General features: G+C 71.2%; 20 protein-coding genes. 10 read left to right on the top strand and 10 right to left on the bottom strand.

The features are described 5' to 3' along the window. The first annotated feature begins 53 nt into the window (after positions 1 to 53). The 3 genes from N4G66_RS28175 (at position 54) to N4G66_RS28165 (ending at position 2,177) form a co-directional block, all read left to right on the top strand. Positions 54 to 689 (top strand): sigma-70 family RNA polymerase sigma factor, encoded by a 636-nt coding sequence (locus N4G66_RS28175; protein WP_261707038.1) that lies wholly within the window; start codon positions 54 to 56, stop codon positions 687 to 689. A 154-nt stretch (positions 690 to 843) separates the two neighbouring features. Further along, the gene (locus N4G66_RS28170; protein WP_261707037.1) at positions 844 to 1,428 is read left to right on the top strand and encodes a sigma-70 family RNA polymerase sigma factor; all 585 of its coding nucleotides are present in this window, start codon (positions 844 to 846) and stop codon (positions 1,426 to 1,428) included. Beyond that, a complete protein-coding gene (locus N4G66_RS28165) occupies positions 1,425 to 2,177 on the top strand; it encodes an anti-sigma factor (protein ID WP_261707036.1) in 753 nt (250 codons plus the stop codon). The genes N4G66_RS28170 and N4G66_RS28165 overlap by 4 nt, the downstream gene beginning before the upstream one ends. Before the next feature lie 127 nt (positions 2,178 to 2,304). On the opposite strand, the gene N4G66_RS28160 is transcribed toward N4G66_RS28165, so the two are convergent. From N4G66_RS28160 to N4G66_RS28135, 6 genes are all read right to left on the bottom strand, one after another. Continuing rightward, a complete protein-coding gene (locus N4G66_RS28160; protein WP_261707035.1) occupies positions 2,305 to 3,111 on the bottom strand; it encodes a DUF1295 domain-containing protein in 807 nt (268 codons plus the stop codon). Beyond that, the gene (locus N4G66_RS28155) at positions 3,108 to 4,376 is read right to left on the bottom strand and encodes a cyclopropane-fatty-acyl-phospholipid synthase family protein (RefSeq protein ID WP_261707034.1); all 1,269 of its coding nucleotides are present in this window, start codon (positions 4,374 to 4,376) and stop codon (positions 3,108 to 3,110) included. Before N4G66_RS28155 ends, N4G66_RS28160 begins: the two co-directional genes overlap by 4 nt. Continuing rightward, positions 4,373 to 5,104, bottom strand: coding sequence for a DUF1365 domain-containing protein (locus tag N4G66_RS28150; protein ID WP_261707033.1), 732 nt, complete (start codon positions 5,102 to 5,104; stop codon positions 4,373 to 4,375). Before N4G66_RS28150 ends, N4G66_RS28155 begins: the two co-directional genes overlap by 4 nt. After that, on the bottom strand, positions 5,101 to 6,426 hold the full coding sequence (locus tag N4G66_RS28145; RefSeq protein ID WP_261707032.1) for an NAD(P)/FAD-dependent oxidoreductase: 1,326 nt from the start codon (positions 6,424 to 6,426) through the stop codon (positions 5,101 to 5,103). The genes N4G66_RS28150 and N4G66_RS28145 overlap by 4 nt, the downstream gene beginning before the upstream one ends. Before the next feature lie 166 nt (positions 6,427 to 6,592). Continuing rightward, the gene (locus N4G66_RS28140) at positions 6,593 to 6,766 is read right to left on the bottom strand and encodes a hypothetical protein (protein ID WP_261707031.1); all 174 of its coding nucleotides are present in this window, start codon (positions 6,764 to 6,766) and stop codon (positions 6,593 to 6,595) included. A 95-nt stretch (positions 6,767 to 6,861) separates the two neighbouring features. Continuing rightward, entirely contained in the window at positions 6,862 to 7,428 is a 567-nt protein-coding gene (locus N4G66_RS28135; protein WP_261707030.1) for an MBL fold metallo-hydrolase, read from the bottom strand. Positions 7,429 to 7,548: 120 nt separating this feature from the next. On the opposite strand from N4G66_RS28135, the gene N4G66_RS28130 reads away from it, so the two are divergent. Both N4G66_RS28130 and N4G66_RS28125 read left to right on the top strand, forming a co-directional pair. Continuing rightward, positions 7,549 to 8,151, top strand: a complete 603-nt coding sequence (locus N4G66_RS28130) for a TetR/AcrR family transcriptional regulator (RefSeq protein ID WP_261707029.1) — start codon at positions 7,549 to 7,551, stop codon at positions 8,149 to 8,151. A gap of 191 nt (positions 8,152 to 8,342) precedes the next feature. Beyond that, positions 8,343 to 8,786 carry an SPW repeat protein gene (locus N4G66_RS28125; RefSeq protein ID WP_261707028.1) on the top strand — a complete coding sequence of 148 codons (444 nt, stop codon included), beginning with the start codon at positions 8,343 to 8,345 and terminating at the stop codon, positions 8,784 to 8,786. Between the two features lie 104 nt (positions 8,787 to 8,890). On the opposite strand, the gene N4G66_RS28120 is transcribed toward N4G66_RS28125, so the two are convergent. Together N4G66_RS28120 and N4G66_RS28115 are read right to left on the bottom strand one after the other, a co-directional pair. Beyond that, positions 8,891 to 9,658, bottom strand: coding sequence for an ArsR/SmtB family transcription factor (locus tag N4G66_RS28120; protein ID WP_261707068.1), 768 nt, complete (start codon positions 9,656 to 9,658; stop codon positions 8,891 to 8,893). A 205-nt stretch (positions 9,659 to 9,863) separates the two neighbouring features. Beyond that, complete coding sequence (locus N4G66_RS28115) at positions 9,864 to 11,399, bottom strand: AMP-binding protein (protein WP_261707027.1); 1,536 nt, start codon at positions 11,397 to 11,399, stop codon at positions 9,864 to 9,866. A 175-nt stretch (positions 11,400 to 11,574) separates the two neighbouring features. On the opposite strand from N4G66_RS28115, the gene N4G66_RS28110 reads away from it, so the two are divergent. Further along, positions 11,575 to 12,147: a GNAT family N-acetyltransferase gene (locus tag N4G66_RS28110; RefSeq protein WP_261707026.1), complete on the top strand. Its 573-nt coding sequence runs from the start codon at positions 11,575 to 11,577 to the stop codon at positions 12,145 to 12,147. Positions 12,148 to 12,561: 414 nt separating this feature from the next. On the opposite strand, the gene N4G66_RS28105 is transcribed toward N4G66_RS28110, so the two are convergent. Continuing rightward, positions 12,562 to 14,016: an APC family permease gene (locus tag N4G66_RS28105; RefSeq protein WP_261707025.1), complete on the bottom strand. Its 1,455-nt coding sequence runs from the start codon at positions 14,014 to 14,016 to the stop codon at positions 12,562 to 12,564. Between the two features lie 199 nt (positions 14,017 to 14,215). Here N4G66_RS28105 and N4G66_RS28100 point away from each other — a divergent pair, with 199 nt between their 5' ends. Both N4G66_RS28100 and N4G66_RS28095 read left to right on the top strand, forming a co-directional pair. Beyond that, positions 14,216 to 15,397, top strand: a complete 1,182-nt coding sequence (locus N4G66_RS28100; protein ID WP_261707024.1) for an ROK family transcriptional regulator — start codon at positions 14,216 to 14,218, stop codon at positions 15,395 to 15,397. 298 nt (positions 15,398 to 15,695) lie between these two features. Beyond that, a complete protein-coding gene (locus N4G66_RS28095; protein WP_261707023.1) occupies positions 15,696 to 18,422 on the top strand; it encodes a glycoside hydrolase family 2 protein in 2,727 nt (908 codons plus the stop codon). 53 nt (positions 18,423 to 18,475) lie between these two features. Here N4G66_RS28095 and N4G66_RS28090 read toward each other — a convergent pair whose 3' ends face one another. Next, positions 18,476 to 19,915 (bottom strand): hydrolase, encoded by a 1,440-nt coding sequence (locus tag N4G66_RS28090; protein ID WP_261707022.1) that lies wholly within the window; start codon positions 19,913 to 19,915, stop codon positions 18,476 to 18,478. 229 nt (positions 19,916 to 20,144) lie between these two features. Between N4G66_RS28090 and N4G66_RS28085 the strand changes: the two genes are divergently transcribed. Continuing rightward, entirely contained in the window at positions 20,145 to 20,408 is a 264-nt protein-coding gene (locus tag N4G66_RS28085; protein WP_261707021.1) for a GlsB/YeaQ/YmgE family stress response membrane protein, read from the top strand. A gap of 354 nt (positions 20,409 to 20,762) precedes the next feature. After that, positions 20,763 to 21,644 carry a GNAT family N-acetyltransferase gene (locus tag N4G66_RS28080; protein WP_261707020.1) on the top strand — a complete coding sequence of 294 codons (882 nt, stop codon included), beginning with the start codon at positions 20,763 to 20,765 and terminating at the stop codon, positions 21,642 to 21,644. Positions 21,645 to 21,661 lie beyond the last annotated feature (17 nt).

Here is a 21,661-nt window from a genome sequence, read left to right as displayed (position 1 = left end):
GATGGGTTCACGGGGCCCGTCACAGAAGGGGCCCGGAGCAAGGAGCCGTGGCCATGAGCGCAGATCCGACCGCCGAACAGCGGGCCGCCGAGCCTGCGCACACGATCACGGCCACCGACACGGACGCGACCGCGGACACGGCCACGAACACGGACGCGGACCTGGCGCGGGGCATCATCGACGGGGACGAGACCTCGCTGGCCATCGCGTACCGGCGCTGGGCGCCCCTCGTCCACGCGCTCGCCCGGCGTTCGCTGGGGGATCCGCGCGAGGCCGAGGACGTCACCCAGCAGGTGTTCCTCGCCGTGTGGCGGGGCGGGCGGGGTTATCGCCCGGAGCGCGGCCCCGTGGCCGGCTGGCTCGTCGGCATCACCCGGCGCAAGATCGCCGACGCCCTGTCCGCGCGGACCCGGCGCACCGAACTGGTCGGCGCGGCCGGCGCCCTGCTGGTCCTCGCCGACGACACGCGGACCCGCCCCGAGGCGGCGCTCGACCGTGTCGTCGTCCGGCACGAGCTGGCCAAGCTCCCCACGCCGCAGCGCCGGGTACTGCATCTCGCGTTCTACGAGGACCTCACGCAGACACAGATCGCCCAGCGCACCGGCTGGCCGCTCGGCACGGTCAAGAGCCACTCCCGCCGCGGTCTGCACCAGTTGCGCGACGGTCTGCGGTCGGCGGCGGGGGTCTGAGCGCCGACCGCTCGCCGTGGGCCGCGTGCCGTCCGGACCGCATCGCGCCGATGTCTTCCGACAGGTCCGGACTTTCCCGGGCCGTGGGCCAATCCGCGGCCCGACCGGCTTCGGATCACATCCGAACCGTCGAAGCGTCCTGGAGGACCACACCGTGAAGGAAGCCGTGGAGATCGGGAGAAACCCGTCTGCGGAGCCGGACCTGCCGGATCTCATGGCCCGGGTCGCCCGCGGCGACCAGGAGGCGTTCGCCTCGCTCTACGACGTCGTGGCCGGCCCCGTACTCGGCATCGTGCGCAGGGTGCTGCGCGACCGGGCGCAGTCCGAGGAGGTCGCCCAGGAGGTGCTGGTCGAGGCGTGGCGGACCGCCGCCCGCTACCGGCCCGAGCGCGGGTCGGTGATGAACTGGGTCCTCACCCTCGCCCATCAGCGGGCCGTGGACCGGGTGCGCTCGGTCGAGGCCTCGGCGGCGCGCGAGCACAAGGCCGCTCTCCTGGACCGCACGCCCGAGTTCGACGAGGTGACCGAACAGGTCGAGGCGCGCCTGGAACGTGAGCAGGTGCGGCGCTGTCTGCGCACGCTGACGGAGCTGCAGCGTCAGTCGGTGACGCTGGCCTACTACCGCGGGCTGACCTATCGGGAGGTGGCGGAATTGCTGGCGCTTCCCCTCGGCACGGTCAAGACCCGCCTGCGTGACGGCCTGATCCGGCTTCGCGACTGCCTGGGGGTGACGGCGTGACCACGGTGGACCTGCATACGCTGACCGGCGCGTACGCGCTGCACGCACTGGCGGACGACGAACGCGAGCGCTTCGAGCGGCACGCCGCGGACTGCGCGGACTGCGCCCAGGAGGTCCGCGAGCTGACCGCTGCGGCCGCGCGGCTGGGCCTGGCCGTCACCGCCTCGCCCGGCCCGGCACTCAAGGACCAGGTGATGCGGCGGATCGCCACGGTCCGGCAGGAGTCGCCGCGCACGGTCCCGCTCACAGCGCCGCGGGCCATCGGCATCCGCCGACGCCGGCCCGCGCGGTGGGTGCTCGCCGCCGCTCTGGCCGCCGCGGCTTCGTTGGGCGGTACGGCGGTGTGGCAGCACGAGCGCGCCCAGGACGCCCAGGAGCAGGCCCGGCAGGCCGAACGGCGCGCGGACCAGGTGGCCGCGGTGCTCGCCGCCCCCGACGCCAAGTCGCGCACGGCGACGCTGGCGGGCGGGGCGAGCGGCACGGTCATCGTGTCCAAGAGCCGGGACCAGGCGGTCTTCATCGCCGCACGGATGGCGAAGCCGCCGAGCGGCAAGGTCTACCAGCTGTGGTTCGACGACGCGGGCACCATGCGGTCCGCCGGGCTGATGGACCCTGGCCGCACCACCGAGGCGGTGCTGATGGAGGGTTCCGTCGACGGCGCGTCCGGCATGGGGATCACGGTGGAACCGGCCGGCGGTTCGGCCGAACCCACCTCCGATCCGCTGGCTCTGCTGAGTTTCCCCGCCTGAGCGTTCGTGCCCTCACCCACTGCACCGGTGAGGGCACGAGGTGCTCGCCGTACCGCCTGTGGGTCCCCTCCGGCGGGAGGGGACCCACAGGCGACGCCGCGGTGCCGAAGTGGGAACTCCGGACCGGTCAGCCGCGACGCTTCGGTGGCCGTGGAAAGAAGCCGCTGGTGCGCGTCGCGTACTCGGTGAAACCCGGGCGCTGTGCCATGTGGCGCTCCAGCATGGGCTTTCCGCTGCCGTTGATCAGGAGGTAGCTCATCACCAGCGGTGACACCACCGCCACCGCCACCGACTGAGGACTGTCGTAGGCGAGCAGGAACAGGCCCCACCACACGCAGAAGTCGCCGAAGTAGTTGGGGTGGCGGGTCCAGCTCCACAGGCCGCGGTCCATGATGCGGCCGCGGTGGGCCGGATCGGCCTTGAAGCGGGCCAGTTGGGCATCGCCCACCGCCTCGAAGAACAGGCCGCACGCCCACAGCGCGGTGCCCGCCCACGCGAAGCCGGTCAGGGGCCCCGGAATGTACTGCGCGGCCTGGACGGGCAGCGACACCAGCCACACCAGCGCCCCTTGCAGGAGGTACACCATCCGCAGGGCGTAGAGGTCACGGCTGCCGGGGGCCTTGGCCAGCAGGGCGTCGTAGCGCGGGTCCTCTCCGTGCCCCCGGCCGCGCCGAGCGATGTGCGCGGCCAGCCGCAGTCCCCACACCGCGGTGAGGACGGTGACGAGCACGCGCCGGGCCTCGTCGCCCTCACCGGCGGACGCCAGGAAGCTGACGAGGGCCACCGCGGTGAAGCCGATCCCCCAGGCGACGTCGACGATCCGGTGCAGGCCCTTGCGCACGGCGACAGCGAACGTGACTAGCATGACGGCGAACGCCGCGACGGCCGCGAGCGCGAGGTTCTGGGCGAACGCTCCCCAGGGGAAACCGCTCATCCGACGGGGTCCTCCTTCGTGAACAGGTACTGCTGGACGTCCAGATAGCCGGAGCGGAATCCGGCTTCGGAGTACGCGAGATAGAAGGTCCACATCCGGCGGAAGGTCTCGTCGAAGCCGAGCGCCGCGACCTCGTCGGCCCGCTCGGTGAACCGTTCGCGCCACAGCCGCAGGGTCTCCGCGTAGTGCGCCCCGAAGGCGTCCCTGCGGGTGGTGCGCAGGGACGTGTGTGTGCCGGCCACCTCTTCCACCGCCTCCACGGAGGGCAGCAGTCCGCCGGGAAAGACGTACTTCTGGATCCAGGTGAAGGTGTCGCGGGAGGCGAGCAGGCGGTCGTGCGGCATGGTGATCGCCTGGAGCGCGATGCGGCCGCCGGGGGCGAGCCGTGCGTCGAGGGTGGCGAAGTACACGGGCCAGAACTCCTCGCCCACGGCTTCGATCATCTCGACGCTGACGACGGCGTCGTACGTCCCGGCGGCCTCACGGTAGTCGCACAGCTCGATGCTCACCCGGTCGTCGAGTCCTGCCTCGCGCACCCGCCCACGGGCCAGAGCCTGTTGTTCCCGGGAGAGGGTCAGCGAGGTGACGTGGGCACCGCGCGCGGCGGCTCTGATCGCCAACTCGCCCCAGCCGGTGCCTATTTCGAGCAGCCGGGTGCCGGGTCCGACCTCGGCGAGGTCCAGCAGCCGGTCGATCTTGCGGTGTTGGGCGGTGGCCAGCAGCGGCCAGGAGGCGGGGAAGCCCCGGAAGAGCGCCGCCGAATAGCTGAGGGTTTCGTCGAGGAAGAGCGCGAACAGGTCGTTGGACAGGTCGTAGTGGCGGCTGATGTTGTCGCGGGCGCCGGTGGGGGTGTTGCGCTGGACGTCCGGCCGGCGCGTCGCCCAGAGTCCCCGCAGCTTCTGGAGCGGGGCCGGGATCAGCTCGGCTGCGTTGCCGGCGAGCACGGTGAGCGCGGCGACCAGGTCCGGCGCGTCCCACTCCCCCGCCATGTAGGACTCACCGAAGCCGACAAGGCCCTGGGCGCCGATGCGGCGGTGGAAGGCGGACGGGTCGTGGATCTCGATGACCGGGCCGCCGAGGCCGAGGCGGGTTCCGTCGGCGAACCGCGCCTGCAGGGGCAGTCGTTCGAGGGCGCGGCGCAGAAGCGTTCGGGTGACGGCGGTGCGGGCTCGCGAGGATTCCGGCCGGGTCACCACGTCCGGCCAGCGGAGCGGGTCGATGTCCTGTCGGGGTGCCTCGACGGGGCAGGACTCGGCTGTCCTCATTTCGCGTTCTCCTGGGCTCGTTGCGGGGTGCGGGGCTGGACGGGCAGTCCGCGCAGGTACAGGCGGATGCCGTGCAGCCGGATGGCGGCGGACACGGCGGCGGTGGACCACGGGTGGCGCAGCGCCTGGCGCAGCAGCGCGCCGACGGTCGCCGCCCGGCGTGTTCCGCGTACGGTGGCGGTGAAGGGCCGGGCGCCCTCGCGCTCCAGATGCACCGTCAGGTCGAGGCGGCTGCCGGGCACGGGCAGCCGCATACGGTAGGCGCCGTCGACGGGGAAGAACGGCGAGACGTAGAACTCCTTGCGGGTCCGGGCTGTCCCGCTGTCGTCGGGGTGCAGCAGATAGGAGTGCCGTTCGCCGTAGGTGTTGTGCACCTCGGCGACGACGCAGCGCGCGGTGCCGTCGAGGTCGTGACACCAGTACAGGGTCAGCGGGTTGAAGACATGGCCGAGGACCCTGGCGTGGGCGAGCATCAGCACCGGTCCGCCGTGCAGGTCGACGCCGTGCGAGGCGAGGAAGCGGTCCAGGCCCGCCCGGATGCTCGGCTGGTCGCCGTCGAAGTGGTCGCGGGGATCGAAGCGGGCCAACGGGCGGAGCAGGTAGGGCAGTTCGGGTGGGTGGTCGGGGTCGGTCAGCCACATGTACGTCCGGTGGCGGAGTGCGTACCGGGTGGGCGCCGTCCGTATGTGCGCGACCGTGCAGGGATAGAGGGCGGGGGTGTCGGTCACCAGGTCACCCCCAGCGCCTCGGCCGCCTCGACGCCGGACCGGCAGCCGTCCTCGTGGAAGCCCCAGCCGTGGTAGGCGCCGGCGTACGCGGTCACCGGGCCGTTCAGGGCGGGGAGTCGGAGTTGGGCGGCGACGGACTCGGGCGTGTAGGCAGGGTGTTCGTACTCCATGCGGGCCAGCACCCGGGCGGGGTCGACGCGGTCCTCCCCGCCGAGGGTGACGACATAGGTCTCGGGCGCGTCCAGTCGCTGGAGGCGGTTCATGTCGTAGCTCACCCGGACCCGGTCCGCGTCGGACTCGCAGTCGGGCATCAGGTAGTTCCAGGAGGCCCGTGCCCCGCGGGCGTGCGGCAGCAGCGCGGTGTCGGTGTGCAGCAGGGTGCTGTTGCGCGAGTAGCGGAACGCGCCGAGCACCTCGCGCTCCAGACGGGTGGGGTCCGCGAGCAGTCGCAGCGCCTGGTCGGGATGGACCGCGATGACCACGGAGCCGTACGAGGCGGTGGTGCCGTCCTCGGTGGTGATGTCCACGCCGTCGGCATGGCGGTGCACGGCCCGGACCGGGGTGGAGGTGTGCACCGCGTCGAGCTCTTTGGCCAGCAGGTCGACGTAGGAGCGGGAGCCGCCGGTCACCGTCCGCCAGACGGGCGAGTCGCCGACCGACAGCATGCCGTGGTGGTCCATGAAGCGGAACAGATAGGCGGCCGGGTAACGGCGGGCGGTGGCCGTGTCGCAGGACCAGACCGCGGAGACGAGCGGGGTCATGAAGTGCCGGGTGAAATAGGGAGAGAAGCGTTGCCGGGCGAGGAACTCGCCCAGGGTGAGGGTGTCTTCGCCGCCCTCGGCCAGCAGCCGGCGGGCGGCGCGGTGGAAGGCCGGCACTTCGGTGAGCATCCGCAGATAGGGGCCGCGCAGCGCGCTGCGCGGCCGGGCGAACAGGCCGGCGGGGCCCCGCGCGCCCGCGTACTCCAGTCCGCACCCCTCGCACCGCACCGACATGCTCATCTCGGACTCCTGGGTGGCGACGCCGAGTTCGGCGAACAGCCGCAACAGGTTCGGGTAGGTGCGGTGGTTGTGCACGATGAAGCCCGAGTCGACGCGGTGCAGGCGTCCGTCGGACGAGGTCAGGTCGTGGGTGTGCGCGTGTCCGCCGAGCCGGTCGTCCGCCTCGTAGAGGGCCACGGGCCGCTCACGGCTCAGCACGTACGCGGCGGTGAGCCCGGCCACTCCCCCGCCGATCACGGCCGTACGTCGGCGCGCCTCCTGCTTCTCCCTTTCGGTGCGCCTCGCGCCGCCGTCCGGAGCGTCTGCGGACCTGTGCCTCATCGGTTTCCTCCCGACCCGGCTCCTGATCGGAGCTCTCGGAGGTATTCCGAAGCAGAGGTCCGTTCGGATTGGCCGGGGCGCGATCTTCTCCGATCGGACGGGGAGGCGGTCGGACAGCACCGCGGGCGAACGCCGAAGGCGCCGGGCCGTCCTGCCGGACCAGTGGCTACCGAACGCCCTCGTCCCCGGCTCCGCCCGTGTACCGGGCCAGTTCCCAGGGGTCGTGGGCGCTGAAGACGTCGACCTCGTCGCCGTGCAGGCGGACGAGTTCCCGCAGCCGGGCGTGGTTGCCGAGCCGCAGGGGCCGGTCCACCTCGGTGATCTGCTGGAGGAGATCCATGCCGGGGTGGCCGGTGGGGCGGTCGGGGTCGATCTCGTGGTGGAAGTAGTAGGCGTCTCCGCAGTGCAGGAGCCATCGTCCGGAGTCTTCGACGGCTATCGCGCTGTGGCCCCTGGTGTGCCCGCCGAGCGGACGAGCAGGATCTCCGCGTCCAGGCCCTCCAGCGGGCGGACCGCGTCGAAGCCGAACCAGGGGTCCCCCGCGGGCTCCGCGTAGGTGACCCAGTGCGGGCGGTGCGCCCACTGGGCCGGGCGGTAGCGGACGCGGTCCTCGGGGTGGGCGCCGGGTGCCGCCATGGCCGCGCGATGCTCGGCCTCGCTCAGATGGACCTTGGCCCAGGGGAAGTCGGGAAGGCCACCGGCGTGGTCGAGGTCGAGATGGCTGAGCACGATGTGCCGTACGTCCTCGGGCCCGAAGCCGAGCGCGGTGACCTGGTGCAGCGCGGTCTCGGCGAGGTCCAGGACCGGCTGGGCGCGGCCGAGGAAGTCCGCGCCGAGGCTCTCCTCGGGGCGCGCCACATCGGTCGTACCGATGCCGCTCTCGACCAGGACGAGGCCGTCGCGGTCGGTTTCGACGAGCAGGCAGTGGCACACAGCGGGCAGGCTTCCCTCCTCGCTGTCGATCGTCCGCAGGGAGCCGCAGTTCAGGTGGTGGATCTTCACGATGAGTCCCTTCAGGCGCCGCCCTCGGATGCCTCCGGGCGGCGGCACGGAGCCGCGTCGAACATAGATAACGAACGTTCGTAAGCTAATAGCGAACGATCGTTAGGTTAAGCTGGCCGCATGAGCCCGCGCAAGTCCGTCGCCGAAACCGCCGCCACCCGCGACCGGATCATCGACAGCTCTCTCGCACTGGCCTCCACCGAGGGCCTCGAAGGCCTCACCATCGGGCGTCTCGCCACCGACCTGGCGATGAGCAAGGCCGGCGTGATCGGCCACTTCGGCAGCAAGGAAGCGCTCCAGCTCGCCGTCCTGGAAGCGGCGGTCGAGCGGTTCACCCGGCGCGTGCCCGCACGGGCCGTCGGGGCCAGGCCCGGCACGGAGCGGCTGACACGCACGTACGACGAATGGATCGCCTACATGGCCGAGGGCGAGGGGCACGGGGGCTGCCTCCTCACCTCGGTGGCGAGCGAGTTCGACGGCCGCCCCGGCCCGGTCCGCGACGCGGTCCTGGCCGCGCTGGGCGCGTGGACGGCGTACGTCCTGGCGGAACTGAACACGGCGGTCGAGACCCGCCAGCTCCCCGAACGCACCGATGTGGACCAGCTCGCCTTCGAACTGGGCGGCGTGATCCTCGCGGCCGGCCAGTCGATCAAGCTGCACCGCGACCCGCAGGCCCCGACCCGGGCGCGCCGCGCCATCGCCCGCCTGCTCATCGCCCCCTGACACGACCTCACGGGACCGGCGGAACCCGCGGAACGACGGGTTCGCCGAGCCGATCGGCCATGACATCACTTATGCGACTTCTCTACACATAAGGATGAAATAAGCGCAGAATGATGCTACGCGGCCTCGACCGCACACCGCTTCGGGTGCGGTCCGGCCGTGGGATCGGAACAGATCGAAGGAGACGAGTCATGGCCGACGTCTCGCATCCCCGTGGCGACATCACCAGCCACCCGGATGCATCCGAAATGCGCGCCCGGTACGAGCGCGTGATCGGTGGTCGCGACGTGCCGCTCGTGGACGGGCCGGTGTTCCTGCTGGGCCTGTACTGCGCCGCGTCCCCGTGGATATTGCACTACACGACGAGCCAGCCCGACCTGGCGACGCACAACCTGATCATGGGGATCGCGATCGGTGTGCTGGCTCTTGGATTCACCGCCACGCCGGGAAGGATGTACGGCCTCAGCTGGGCGATCTGCGCGATGGGCACCTGGATGATCATCTCGCCATGGATCGTCGGCAGCAGCCCGGACACCGGAGTCGCGCTGAACAGCATCATCATCGGCGCCCTGGCCGTGACGCTCGGCGCGGTGTGCGCGCTCACGGCGAACAGAAGCGGCGGCGGCCGGATGTAGCCCGGGCCGGACGACGTGCCGACCCGCATGCCGCCGGACGCACGGAAGGAAGGACGCGGGCCGGTCCGCGGAGTGCGGGCCGGTCCACGCGCACGCGCCCGGTCTCAGCGGCTCGGCATGAGCCACGGTTCCTGGGGCAGCGGACTGCCGGTCTCCAGCAGGGACTTCAGGTTGGACAGCACCGCGGCCCAGCCGGAAGCGGCGTCGCGCAGCGCGTCCTCGCCGGGCAGGTCCTCGTGCGTCACCGTCAGCCGGACGATGTCGGCGTGCGGCCGGATGTCGAAGGTGACGCGGGAGTATTTGTCCGGGTCGCCCTCGTCCTCGGGAGCGGCCCAGGTGGTCACGAGGCGGGTCGGGCACTCGCTCTCCACGACGGTCCCGACCACGTCGGCGACACCGGAGCCGTCCGTGCGCCGGTGCTCCCAGCGGGACCCGGTCCGCCAGTCCGAGACATTGCCGTGACCCCAGTAGGCGGCGGTGAGATCGGCGTCGGTGAGCGCGTCCCAGACCTTCTCGGGGGTGCTCCGGATGTAGGTGACGTAGACGAAGTTCGGCTTCTCGGTCATAGCTTCCTCGGCTCGTTCCTTGACGGCGCCGAGCGCGCGCAGCCGCGGGCGCTCGAACTTGTCGATCCACCGCTCCTGGATCTCGTGGAGCGGCACCGGATTCAGGTAGTGCAGCTTTTCCCGCCCCCGCCGCACCGTGCTGACGAGGTTGGCGGCCTCCAGGACGGCCAGGTGCTGCGTCACCGACTGGCGTGTCATGTCGATGTGTTCGCACAGCTCGCCGAGCGTCTGGCCGCTGTGCCCGTGGAGCCGGTCGAGGAGTCGCCGCCGGGTCCCGTCGGCGAGCGCCTTGAAGACCTGGTCCATTCCGGAGTCGCTCTCTGATCGCACACCCAACGTTATGCAGGCAACCACTTGCATGTCAAACCCCGAGAGACCCGAGGGCCGGCCGTCGCCGACAGCCTCGGGTTCGGCGGTACGCCTGTCGGCCGGCTCTTCGGCGGTACGGCGATGAGCCCGCCGCCGGAGGGCCGGTGCCGGGTGACCTATCAGGGGTGACCGGGTGAAACGGTCAGTTGACGTCCCGGTCGTGTCCTTCCCAGTACGGCTCCCGCAGCTTGTACTTCTGGAGCTTTCCGGTCGCCGTCCGGGCGAGCCCGCTCCGGAACTCGACCGAGGTCGGCGCCTTGTACCCGGCCAGGCGCTCCTTGCAGTACTGGATCAGCTCACTCTCCGTCGCCTCCGCGCCCGGCGCGAGGACGACCAGGGCCTTGACGGTCTCGCCCCACTTCTCGTGCGGCACGCCGATCACCGCGACCTCGGCGATCGCGGGATGACTGAAGAGCGCGTCCTCCACCTCGATCGAGGACACGTTCTCACCGCCCGTGATGATCACGTCCTTCTTGCGGTCGCTGATCGTCAGATAGCCGTCCTCGCCGATCGATCCGCCGTCGCCGGTGTGGAACCAGCCGTCGGCCAGCGCCCGTTCGGTCTCCGCGGGCTGTTCCCAGTACCCCTCCAGGATGACGTTGGAGCGCGCGAGGATCTCGCCGTCGGCGGCTGTGCGCAGGGTGACGCCCAGCGCGGGGGCGCCTGCGCGCACCAGCTTCTCGGCGCGGGCCTGCGGGTCGAGGCCGTCCCATTCGGAGCGGGTGCGGTTGACGGTGAGCAGGGGTGAGGTCTCCGTGAGGCCGTAGATCTGGATGAACTCCCAGCCCAGCAGGGACTCGACGCGTGCGACGGTCCTGGTGGGCGGCGGCGCTCCGGCGACGATGATGCGCACCCGGTCGCGGCCGGGGATCTCGCCCTCCCAGGACTCGGCGGCGGCCAGCACCGCGTTGACGACGGCCGGGGCCGCGCACATCACCGTCACGCCGTGCTCGGCCACCCGGCGCAGGATCTCCGCCCCGTCGACCTTGCGCAGGGCGATCTGCCGGACGCCGAGGCCCGCCATCGCGAAGGGCATACCCCACCCGTTCGCATGAAACATGGGCAAAGTATGCAGATACACGTCGCGGTCGGTGACACCCGCGTGCAGGGCGAAGGTCGTGGCGTTGACCCAGATGTTGCGGTGGGTGATCTGTACTCCCTTGGGCCGGGCCGTCGTTCCACTGGTGTAGTTGATCGTCGCGGTGGCGTTCTCGTCCGCCTCCCACAGGCGGGGTTCGGTGTCGAAGCGGTACAGCTCGGCGTCCGCCGCGGCGCCGAGCGTGAAGCGGTGCTTGCAGCTGACCCCGGCGAAGCGGTCAGTCAGCTCGGGGTCGACGAGCAGGACGCTCGCGCCCGAGTGCTCGACGATGTAACTGACCTCGTCGGCCGTCAGACGGAAGTTGACCGGCACGAGGACGCGGCCGTGCCCGCTGACGCCGAAGAACGACGTCAGCAGCCTGGCACTGTTGGGCGAGACGACGGCCACGCGCGCGCCGTGCGGGACGCCCAGCGCGTCGAGCCCGGCGGCCTGGGCTCTGGCCAGCTCCCCGACGCGCCGGTAGGTCAGCCCCTCCCAGGGCTCGGCCGGCTGATCCGGTTCGTCGACTACACCGACGCGGTCTCCGTACACGGTGACGGCGCGGTCCAGGAAATCACGGGCCCCGAAGGGGACGAGCATCACGGCCTCCCGACGATCGGACGATGTCCCAGTTCTATCCCGGCCACGCGCCCGCGCACCCGGACAACCCCCAAGTGGCGTCGACCGCCGTGTCCGTGTCCATGTGCGTGTCCGTATCCATGTGCGTGTCCCTGCGTCCTTGGCCGTCACCCGTTCGACGCGTCAGGATCGTCCGATGGACAGCCGACCGACCTTCGACTTCCCCGGGCCGCTGCGTATCGACGGGCTGGGGCTGCATCTGCGCGAGTGGTCCGACGACGATGTCGCGGATCTCGTCGCGCTCTACGACGATCCCGAGATCGACCGGTGGACGCCGGTCGCCTCACCCTTCGACAGCCAGGCGGCGCTCGCCTACCTCGCGGCGGCGGAGCAGAAGAGCGCCGAGCGGCGGGGCGTACAACTGGCCATCACCACGGACGGTGAACGGCCCCGGGGCGAGGTCCTGCTGTTCCCCGGCACGACCGACGAGCGGGACGTCGAGCTGGCCTACGGCGTGGGGGCCGCGTACCGGGGCCGGGGGCTCGCGACCCGCGCGGTCCGGCTCGTCGTGGACTTCGCCCACCGTCATGTCGGCGGGCGGCGCATCGTGCTGTGCATCGAGGACGGGAACGCCGCGAGCGAGGGGGTCGCCAAGTCGGCGGGTTTCGTTCTCGCCGGTGACGAGCCCGTCCTCCGTATGGCGAAGGGCCGGGACGTCGTCCTTCGGACCTGGAGCCATCGGGAAGGCGACTGCCCCTGCCCCGGGTGAGGGGACCACCTCGGATGAGGGCCCCTCTTGAGGGGGAACCGCCTCCGACGAGGGGACTCCACTCCCCTCCGGTGCGGGGCCCTCCAGGGGAGAGGACCCCGCGAGCCATCGGCCCCGGACGGGCGCTGAAGCCGGGCGAACAGCCGTCACGGGGCCGCCTGCCGGCCGACGACGGCCATGACCGTCCACCGTGGCCGCCGCCGGCCGGAGGGCCGGTGGTCCGAAGGCCCGGCCCGGAAGTCCGAAGGCCCGAAGGCCCGGAGATCCGGAGGTCCGAAAGCCCCGAGGCCCGGAGACCCAGAGACCCGAAGGACCAGAGACCCGGAGGTCCCAAAGCCCGGAGGCCCGGAGGCCCGGGATCCCGGGATCCCGGCGCGCCCCCCGGCGTCACCTGCCCGGGGGCGCACGTACCTGTCATGCCCCGGCGGGCTCCGTCTCCGGGGCCGGTGCCGTCAGGTACTCCTCGGTGATCTCCTTCGGGCCGAACGGCCACACCTTCTCCAGGCGCGCCCAGATGGCGAAGGCGACGAGGCCGAGGGCGAGCCAGGCCAGCGACCACTCGATGGGGTGGCGGCCCGGGGAGTTCTTGTCCGCGTAGCCATAGATGGTGAGCCAGCCGGCGAGGGCCAGGAAGCTCGGCACCGGGTAGAGCCACATCCGGTACGGGCGGCGCAGGCCCGGCTGCCGCCTGCGCAGCACGGACAGGGCAACGACCTGGGCCAGCGCCTGGACGATGACCATGACCGTGGTCAGCAGCTGGATGAGGGTGGCGAAGTCGGTGTGGCGGCCGATCAGGAACCCGATCGCCGAGATGACGCCCATGGTGGCCAGACCCAGCATCGGGAAGCGGTGCTTGGGGTGCAGCTTGGCGTACGGGCGGAAGAAGACGCGCTCGCGGGCGGCGTCGTAGGGCACCCGCGAGCCGCCGAGCAGCCCGGTGAAGACCGAGGCGAACGCGGTGATCAGGATGAGGACGGTGACGGTGTCGGCGGCCCCCTTGCCCCAGGTCTCCTCCATGACCGCCGAGGCCACCGACGTGGAGGCGATGTCGCCGGGGTCCTTCATCCGGTGCCAGTCGATGACACCGAGGGTGCCGATCTGGAGCAGCAGGTAGATCGCCATGATGCCGAGGATCGAGTAGATGATGGAGCGGGGCAGGACGCGGCCGGGGTCCTTGATCTCGGCACCCATGTACGCGGTGGTGTTGTAGCCGAGGTAGTCGTAGATGCCGATGGTCAGGCCCGCGGCGAAGCCGACCCAGAAGGTACCGCTGGACAGCTCGAAGGCGTGTGCCGGGTAGGTGAAGGCGAGGTCGGCGCTGAAGTCGGTGGCCGCGGCGACGATCACGAGGAGGACCGAGGTGATCATCACGGCCCACATGACGGCGGTGATCCGCGCGATGTGCTCGATCCCCCGCCACAGCAGGAGGACGACGAGGGCGACCATGCCGAGCCCGACGAGGTCGCCGGTGGTCTTGCCCATGTCAGGGGCCAGATAGCCCAGGTACTGGACGAAGCCGACCACCCCGGTGGACATGATCAGCGGGATGAAGAGCATCGCCGTCCACACGAACAGGAACGGCATCAGACGTCCGGTGCGGTACTGGAAGGCCTGGCGCAGATAGACGTAACTGCCGCCGGAACCGGGCATGGCGGCGCCGAGTTCGGCCCAGATGAGTCCGTCGGCAAGTGCCAGCAGGGCGCCCGCGACGAAGCCGATGACGGCTTGTGGGCCGCCGAACGCGGCGACCATCAGCGGGATCGTCACGAACGGCCCGATGCCGCACATCTGGCTCATGTTGATGGCGGTGGCCTGGAACAGGCCGACACGACGGACGAAACCGCCGGTGGGTGGCGGGGTACCGGACACGGGTCCTCCTCAGGACAGGACGCGGGGAGAGGTACGAGGTGACGGCCGGCCTCGATGGCGGCCGACGGATCAAGGGCGGCGGGTGACCGGCCGGCGCCGGGCTCCCCTCGGCTCGCCCGGCGAGGCTGACTGGGCGATAAAGTTAAGGAGCCTTACTAAGCACGTCAAGGGGGCGTCATGAATGAGTGAGAATGGTGCGATGCCCGCCAGCGACGCCGCAGAGCAGCCCGAACAGCCCTGGAACCGCCGGCGGCTGCGCAGCACCAACGAGCGGCTGCTCCTCGACCGGCTGCGCACCGGCGGTGCCGCCTCGCGCGCGCAACTCGCCCGCGAGACGGGGCTGTCCAAGCCGACGGTCTCCAGCGCGCTCGCCGCGCTGGAGGAGGCGGGACTCGTCCACGAGGTCGGAACGCAGGCTCCCGAGCGCGGCCGGGTCGCCGTCCTGTACGCCCCCGACCCCGCGGCCGGGTACGCGCTGGGGATAGACATCGGCCGCAGCTGGCTGCGCGTTGCGGTCGCCGATCTCGACGGCGCGGTGGTCGCGCGCGCCGATGTGCGCAACCGCGCCCGTACCTCAGGCGCCATGGCCGACCTCGTGGTCTCCACCGCCCGGCAGGTCGTCGCCAACTCCGGTGTCGGCGCGCACGAGGTGGCCCACGCCGTGGTGGGCACGCCGGGCGTGTACGACGAGAAGCAGCGCCGGGTGCGGTACGCGATGCATCTGCCCGGGTGGGGGCGGGCGGGGCTGTTCGACCGGATGCGGGAGGAACTGGGCATCCCGCTGGAGGTGCACAACGACGCGAACCTCGCGGCGCTCGGCGAGTACACGTACGGGGTGGGCGCCGGCAGCCGGCTGTTCGCGTACATCATGATCGGCACCGGCCTCGGCATGGGTGTCGTCAGCGAGGGACGGCTGTTCACGGGGGCGCACGGCGGGGCCGGCGAGATCGGCTTCCTGCCGTGGCCGGGCCGGCACAAGCCCGGGACCCTGGAGGACGCGGTGTCCGGCGAGGCGGTCGTCGAAGCCGCCCGGCACTTCGGGATGACCGGGCAGCTGACCGCGAAGGCCGTCTTCGACGCGGCGCGGGAGGGCCACGGGCCCGCGGTCGAGGCGGTCCGGCTGGAAGGTGAGCGGATCGCGCACACGGTGGCGGTCGCGACGGCGGTACTCGATCCCGATCTGGTCGTTCTGGGCGGCGGGGTCGGCCACAGCGTCGATCTGCTGCTGCGGCCCGTCCGCGAGACCCTGCGCGCCCTCACACCTCTGCGCCCGCGGATCGCACCCGGCCGTCTGGGCGAGGACGCGGTGCTGCTCGGCGCGGTGGCCACGGCTCTGGGGACGGCACGCGATGTGGTGTTCGAGCGCAGGTCGGCTTCTTGAACGGGTGACGGTGCCTGCCACGACCGGCACGGCCGACCCGGCCGGCACGGCCGACGCCGCTGGCACGACCGGCACGGCTGGCACGACCGGCCCGGTCGGCCCGGTCGGCCCGGCCGGCGTGCGGCGAGTTGCGGGGCCGAGCGCGGCTTGCCGGGGCCGAGCAGGCCCCGCCGGTGATGGACGTGGCCGGTGATTGACATGGCTTACTCACCGGCCTAGCTTGTGGTCCCGATTAGTAAAGTTTCCTAACTTGCAGTGTCGAAGCGCGGATGCTCCCCCCACCCCCAAGGAGATCACCGTGTTCCACCGCCCTGCCTCCCGGCGGCGCCTCGCCACGGCCGCCGTCGCCCTGGGCCTCCTGTGCACCCTCTCCGCGAGCGCGTGGGCAGACGGGCCCGACCCCCGAACGGCCGCCACACCACACGTCCGCGTCACACCGGTGGCCTCCGCGCCGGGCAGCGCCACGGCGTTGTCGGGGTACGCGATCCAGTCCGGCGCCAAGGTCCTCGACCCGGCGTCCGCCGTCTCCAGCCCCGGCTATCGGGTGAGCGGCTGGTACCCGGCCGGCCCCCGCTCCACGGTCCTCGCGGCGCTGCTCGCGCACGGGACGTACGCGGATCCGTTCTACTCGACGAACCAGCAGAAGATCCCGAAGGCCGACTTCACCGTGCCCTGGTGGTACCGCTCGGACTTCACGGTCGCCGACGCCTCCGAGCGCAGTTACCTCGACTTCAGCGGGGTGATCTCGGCGGCGGACGTCTACGTCAACGGCCGTCGGGTCGCCGACGCCGCCGAGGTGGCCGGCGCCTACACGCACCACGAGCTGGACATCACCCCCCTGGTGCGCGCGGGCACCAACACGGTCGCCTTCCGTATCCGGCCCAACGACCCGAACAAGAACCTGACCATGGGCTGGATCGACTGGCTCCAGCCGCCGCCCGACCAGAACATGGGCATCGTCCGGGACGTCCTCGTCCGCCGCGGCGGCCCGGTCGCGCTGCGCGACACGCATGTGCTGACCCGCCTCGACGTCCCCTCGCTTCGGTCCGCGGACCTCACGGTCAAGGCGCGGGCGCGCAACGAGACCGGCTCGGCCGTCACCGCCACGGTGTCCGGCCGCATCGGCCCGGTGTCCTTCTCGAAGAGCGTCCCGCTCGCGGCCCACCAGACGAAGGCGGTCACCTTCTCCCCGTCCGACGTCCCGGGTCTGCACCTGACGTCACCGAAGGTGTGGTGGCCCGCGGGCATGGGCGGGCAGCCGCTGTACGGCCTCGATCTGACCGTCTCCGTCGCCGGTGCCGCCTCCGACACCGCGCACGAGGACTTCGGCGTCCGCGAGGTGAAGGCGCCCCTGAACTCCGACGGCGCCCGGCAGTACAGCGTCAACGGCCGCAGGCTGCTCATCAAGGGCGGCGGCTGGTCCCCCGACGAGTTCCTGCGCTGGGACCGCGGGTACGTCGAGGACCGGCTCAAGTACGTGCTCGATCTGGGCCTCAACACCATCCGCCTCGAAGGCCACATCGAGCCGGACGAGTTCTTCGACCTCGCCGACCGCTACGGCATTCTCACCCTGCCCGGCTGGGAGTGCTGCGACAAGTGGGAGGGGCAGGTCAACGGCACGGAGACCGGCGACAAATGGACCGCCGCCGACTACCCGGTCGCCGCGGCGTCGATGGCCGCCGAGGCCGCCCGGCTGCGCGACCACCCGAGTGTCATCTCCTTCCTCATCGGCAGTGACTTCGCACCGGATGCCAGGATCGAGAAGACCTATCTCGACGCGCTGAAGGCGGCCGACTGGCCGACCCCGGTGGTCGCCGCGGCATCCGACAAGTCCTCCCCCGTGTCGGGCAGTTCGGGCATGAAGATGACCGGGCCCTACGACTGGATCCCGCCGGGCTACTGGTACGCCAAGCGTGAGGGCGGAGCCACCGGCTTCAACTCCGAGACCGGCGCGGGCCCCGACATCCCCACCCTCGACACCCTGCGCCGCATGATGTCGCCCACCGAACTGGACACCCTCTGGAAGAACCCGGACGTCAGGCAGTACCACCGCTCTCCCTCCCCGGTCTTCGGCACCCTCAAGATCTACGACGCCGCCCTGGCCGGCCGATACGGCGCGCCGACCGGTCTCACCGACTACGTACGCAAGGCGCAGCTCGCCCAGTACGAGAACGTGAGGGCGCAGTTCGAGGCGTACGGACGCAACGCCACCGACTCCTCGAAGCCCTCGACGGGGGTCGTCCACTGGATGCTCGACAGCGGATGGACCTCGCTGCACTGGCAGTTGATGGACCGTTATCTCGACCAGGGCGGGGCCTACTTCGGAGCGAAGAAGGCCAACGAGCCGTTGCACATCCAGTACTCGTACGACAACCGGTCCGTCGTCGTCGTGAACAACCGGCACGCGTCCGCGTCCGGACTCACTGCACGCGTCACGCTCTTCGACACCGACGGCACACAGAGGTACGACAGGACGGCGGCCGGACTCACCGTGCGCGGCGACGGGGCGCGCGGCACCGCGCTCACGGTGCCGTCCTCGGTGAGCGGTCTCTCGACGACGTATCTCGCGCGGCTGGTCCTGCGCGACGCCGGGGGCAGGGAGGTCAGCCGCAACGTGTACTGGCTGTCGACCCGGCCGGACACCATCGACTGGGCGAACACCGACTGGTACTACACGCCGACGACGGGCTACGCGGACCTCAAGGGGCTCAACTCCATGGCGCGGGTGCCGGTTTCGGCCTCCGTGTCGACCTCGTCGGGGCCCGGCGGGACCTCCACGACGAAGGTCGTCCTGCGCAACGAAGGGAGCGGGAAGACGCCCTCGCTCCTCACCGACGCGCATCTCGTGGACACCAAGGGCAGGCCGGTGCTGCCGGTGCGGTGGTCCGACAACCAGGTGAGCCTGTGGCCGGGCGAGTCGGTGACGCTGACGGCGACCTGCCGGACGGCTGATCTGCACGGCGCCGGGCCCGCGGTCCGGGTCTCCGGGTGGAACACGCCGGAGCGGACGGTCCGGGCCCGGTAGAACGGCGCGAGGGGCGGACCCGGTTCCGGGCCCGCCCCTCGTCCGGCTCGCGCTCAGCTCACATTGAGCGCGGTGTCGTCGAGGACGAACGACGTCTGGAGCGTGGAGCCCTCGACGCCGGTGAACTTGATCGTGACCGTCTGCCCGGCGTAAGCGGTGCCGAGGCTGAACGTGCGCTGCGTGTACCCGGACGCGGCGTTCAGGTTCGAGTACGTTGCCAGGGTCGACAGCACAGTGCCACTGCTGTTGACGACCTGGGCCTTGAGCGTGTCGTACGCCGTACTCGTGCTCGTCTCGGCCGTGTCCACGTGCAGATAGAAGCTCAGTGTGGCCGAGCAGCCCGAGGGGATGGTCACGGCCTGGGAGAGCGTGTCGGTGTTGGCCGAGCCGTAGCCGTTGAGCCAAGCCTTGTACGAGCCGGTGCGAGCCGCCTCGGTGGAGCTGTTGGTGATCACTCCGCTGGTGGCGGTCCAGGACGTGCTGCCGGACTCGAAGCCGGGGTTGGCGAGCACCTGCGCGGCCGTGCAGGTACCGCCGCCACCACCGCTGCTGCTCGTGCCCGCGAGCCAGTCGGTGGCGTTGAGGGCGAGCGCGGCGTTGGTGGCGCCGGTGTCGTTCCAGCCGTCGTACAGGGTGTTGCCGGACTGGCCGGTGCCGTCGTCGATCGGTGAACTGTCGCCCCAGAAGGCGACCTTGCCGCTGCCGAAGGTGCTGGTCGCGAAGAACGCGCCGGTGTTCCCGGAGTAACCGGACCGGTAGAGCAGGCCCTTGACGGCCGAGTTGTCCGCCGGCTTGAGCGTGGCCGTGGTCCCGTCCGCGATCAGGCTCTTGGTGACGGTGCCGAACGCGCCGTGCAGGATCGTGTTGGTGCTGTCGCTGATGGCGGCCGGATAGCCGGAGCTGACGTCCAGCGTGTCGATGGAGAAGCCGAACGGGTCGGTGCTGTCGACGCTGTTGTTGGTCATCAGGTCGTTGAAGATCTCGACCGCGTCGTAGCCGTCGCTGTTGCGGTCGGCGCCGGTGTGGTCGGAGATCATGAAGAGGCCGCCGCCGTTCTTGACGAACGTCATGATGGCGGTCTTCTCGGCGGTGGTGAACAGCGTGTTGGGCTCGGGCAGCACCAGCTCGTCGAAGTTCGACAGGTCGGTCGCGGCACTGCCGCCGTAGCTGAGGCTGGAGCCCGAAGGCAGTGTCTTGAGGCTGTAGTTGCCGGACTTCTGCAGGGCCACACCCCAGGAGGACAGGGCGCCCGTCCAGGAGGTCTCCGAGGTCGGGCTGGAGTTCTGGCCGAGCGGGTCGGGCTGGCTGGTGGAGATGATCCAGTCGGCGTTGCCCGCGGTCTCGGCGTGGCCGTTGTCGAACAGGACGCGGTGGGGGGTGGCCGCGTGGGCGGGGAGGGCGGTGGCCGCCTGAAGGGCGGCGCCCGTGATGAGCAGTCCGAACACGGCCAGTGCCGTGGTGAGTCTGTGTCGGGACTTCCTGAATCCGAGCATCCGGCGAACCTCCGTCAGAGTGGGGAGAGGCGGTGCGGGCGCTAAGTCTGCGCGCGTAGAACGGAAGTTGGCCGTCCTCCGCTCAACAGATCATTGAACGGTACATGACCAAATGGCGGCTGCACAGGGTCCGGACGGGTCCGCCACGGGGTGCGTGCGCGGGAGCGGACTGGCTCCGCCCGCAGCGGGCAGATACATAACTGCGGGGGACCGACCAAGAGGGGCGGAGATGGAGATCTCGGGCATCATCAGTGCCATCCTCATCGGCATCATCATCGGTGTACTGGGCCGGCTCGTCGTGCCGGGGCGCCAGCGCATCGGCATCCTGTGGACGATCGCGGTCGGCATCGTGGCCGCCTTCATCGGGTCGGGGGTCGCCGCCGCGTTCGGCGTCGCCGACACCAAGGGCGTCGACTGGATCGAGTGGCTCATCCAGATAGGCCTCGCCGCGCTGGGCGTCGCGGCGCTGGACCGGACCAGGGGGCGGCACTGAGCCGCGGCACTCCAGCGGTCGGGGCTGATCGGCCGGTACTGAGCGGCCGGGGCTGATCGGCCGGCCCTCCAGCGAGCGCTGCTGATCGGCCGGCCCTTCAACAGCCGCTGCTGAGCGGACGGGGCCGATCAGCCGGCGCAGAGCGGCTCGGGCTCATCGGCCCCTGGCCATCGGTCGGGACGCAACCGTGTCGGGGCTCAACCGTGTCGGGGGCTCAGCGGACCGGTCCGGGGCCCTGGTGCGGGGTGCCGGATGACCTACGTAGTGGCGCTGCTGAATTCCGTTGCGGAGCGCGGGTGCGTGCGGCTACGGTCTGCGGGCTTCACACCCCGCACCCGACGCCACGGAGAGACCTTGCCGCCACGCATCACGCCGTTGACCGATCCCGGGACCACCGCGTCGAGCCGCCGTCTGGCCTGGCTGGCCTCGGATCCCGAAGGGGTCCCGGTGGGCTCGGCGTTCCTCCGGCTGTTCACCCGGGAGGGTGAGAACCATCGCGCCGAGCTGGAGATCGCCGTACACCCCGCCGAGCGGCGCACGGGCGTGGGCGGCGCTCTCCTGGACGCCGCCGTCACCGCCGCGCGGAGCGACGAACGGCGGTCACTGGTCTCCCGGGTCGTGGCCGGCTCTCCCGGCGGCGCGTTTCTCGCGGCGCGCGGGTTCCGCCGCGTACTGGCCCTGACATTCGCACGCCTCCCGCTGTCGAACCCGGACGTCCAGACCGTGACCGGGATCGCCGAACGCCCGCATCCGGGCTACGAGTTGACGCACTGGGACGGGGTCGTGCCGCCCGACCTGGCGCACACCTACGCCGGCTCCCGGCGGGCCATGGACGACATGCCGATGGAGGACAGCGACCACGGCATCGACGTCTGGGACGTGGAGCGGGTCGTAGCGGTGGCCGAGGTCGTGCTCGAACGGGGCGACGCGCTCCACACGGTGGCCGTGGTGGACCGCTCGGACGGCTCGATCGTCGGCTTCTCGGAACTCGTCGTACCGGGCGACGGCCGGGGCGACGCCCAGCACTACGGAACGGGTGTCCTTCCCGAGCACCGCGGCCACGGCCTCGGACTGTGGATGAAGGCGGAGTCGATCCGCCGGACCCGTCTGCGGTACCCCGAGCTGACCGGCCTGCTGACCGACACGGCCGACAGCAACGCGCCGATGCTGGGCATCAACGACGCACTCGGCTATCTGCCCACCCACCGGGAGCTGGAGTACCGACTCGACCTCTGAGGGTCCGGGGTCCGGGG

The sequence above is a fragment of the Streptomyces rhizosphaerihabitans genome (assembly GCF_025399795.1).
GTDB lineage: Bacteria > Actinomycetota > Actinomycetes > Streptomycetales > Streptomycetaceae > Streptomyces > Streptomyces rhizosphaerihabitans.
The sequence above is the reverse complement of the archived record's forward strand: the minus strand, read 5'-3'. Positions and strand labels throughout refer to the sequence as shown.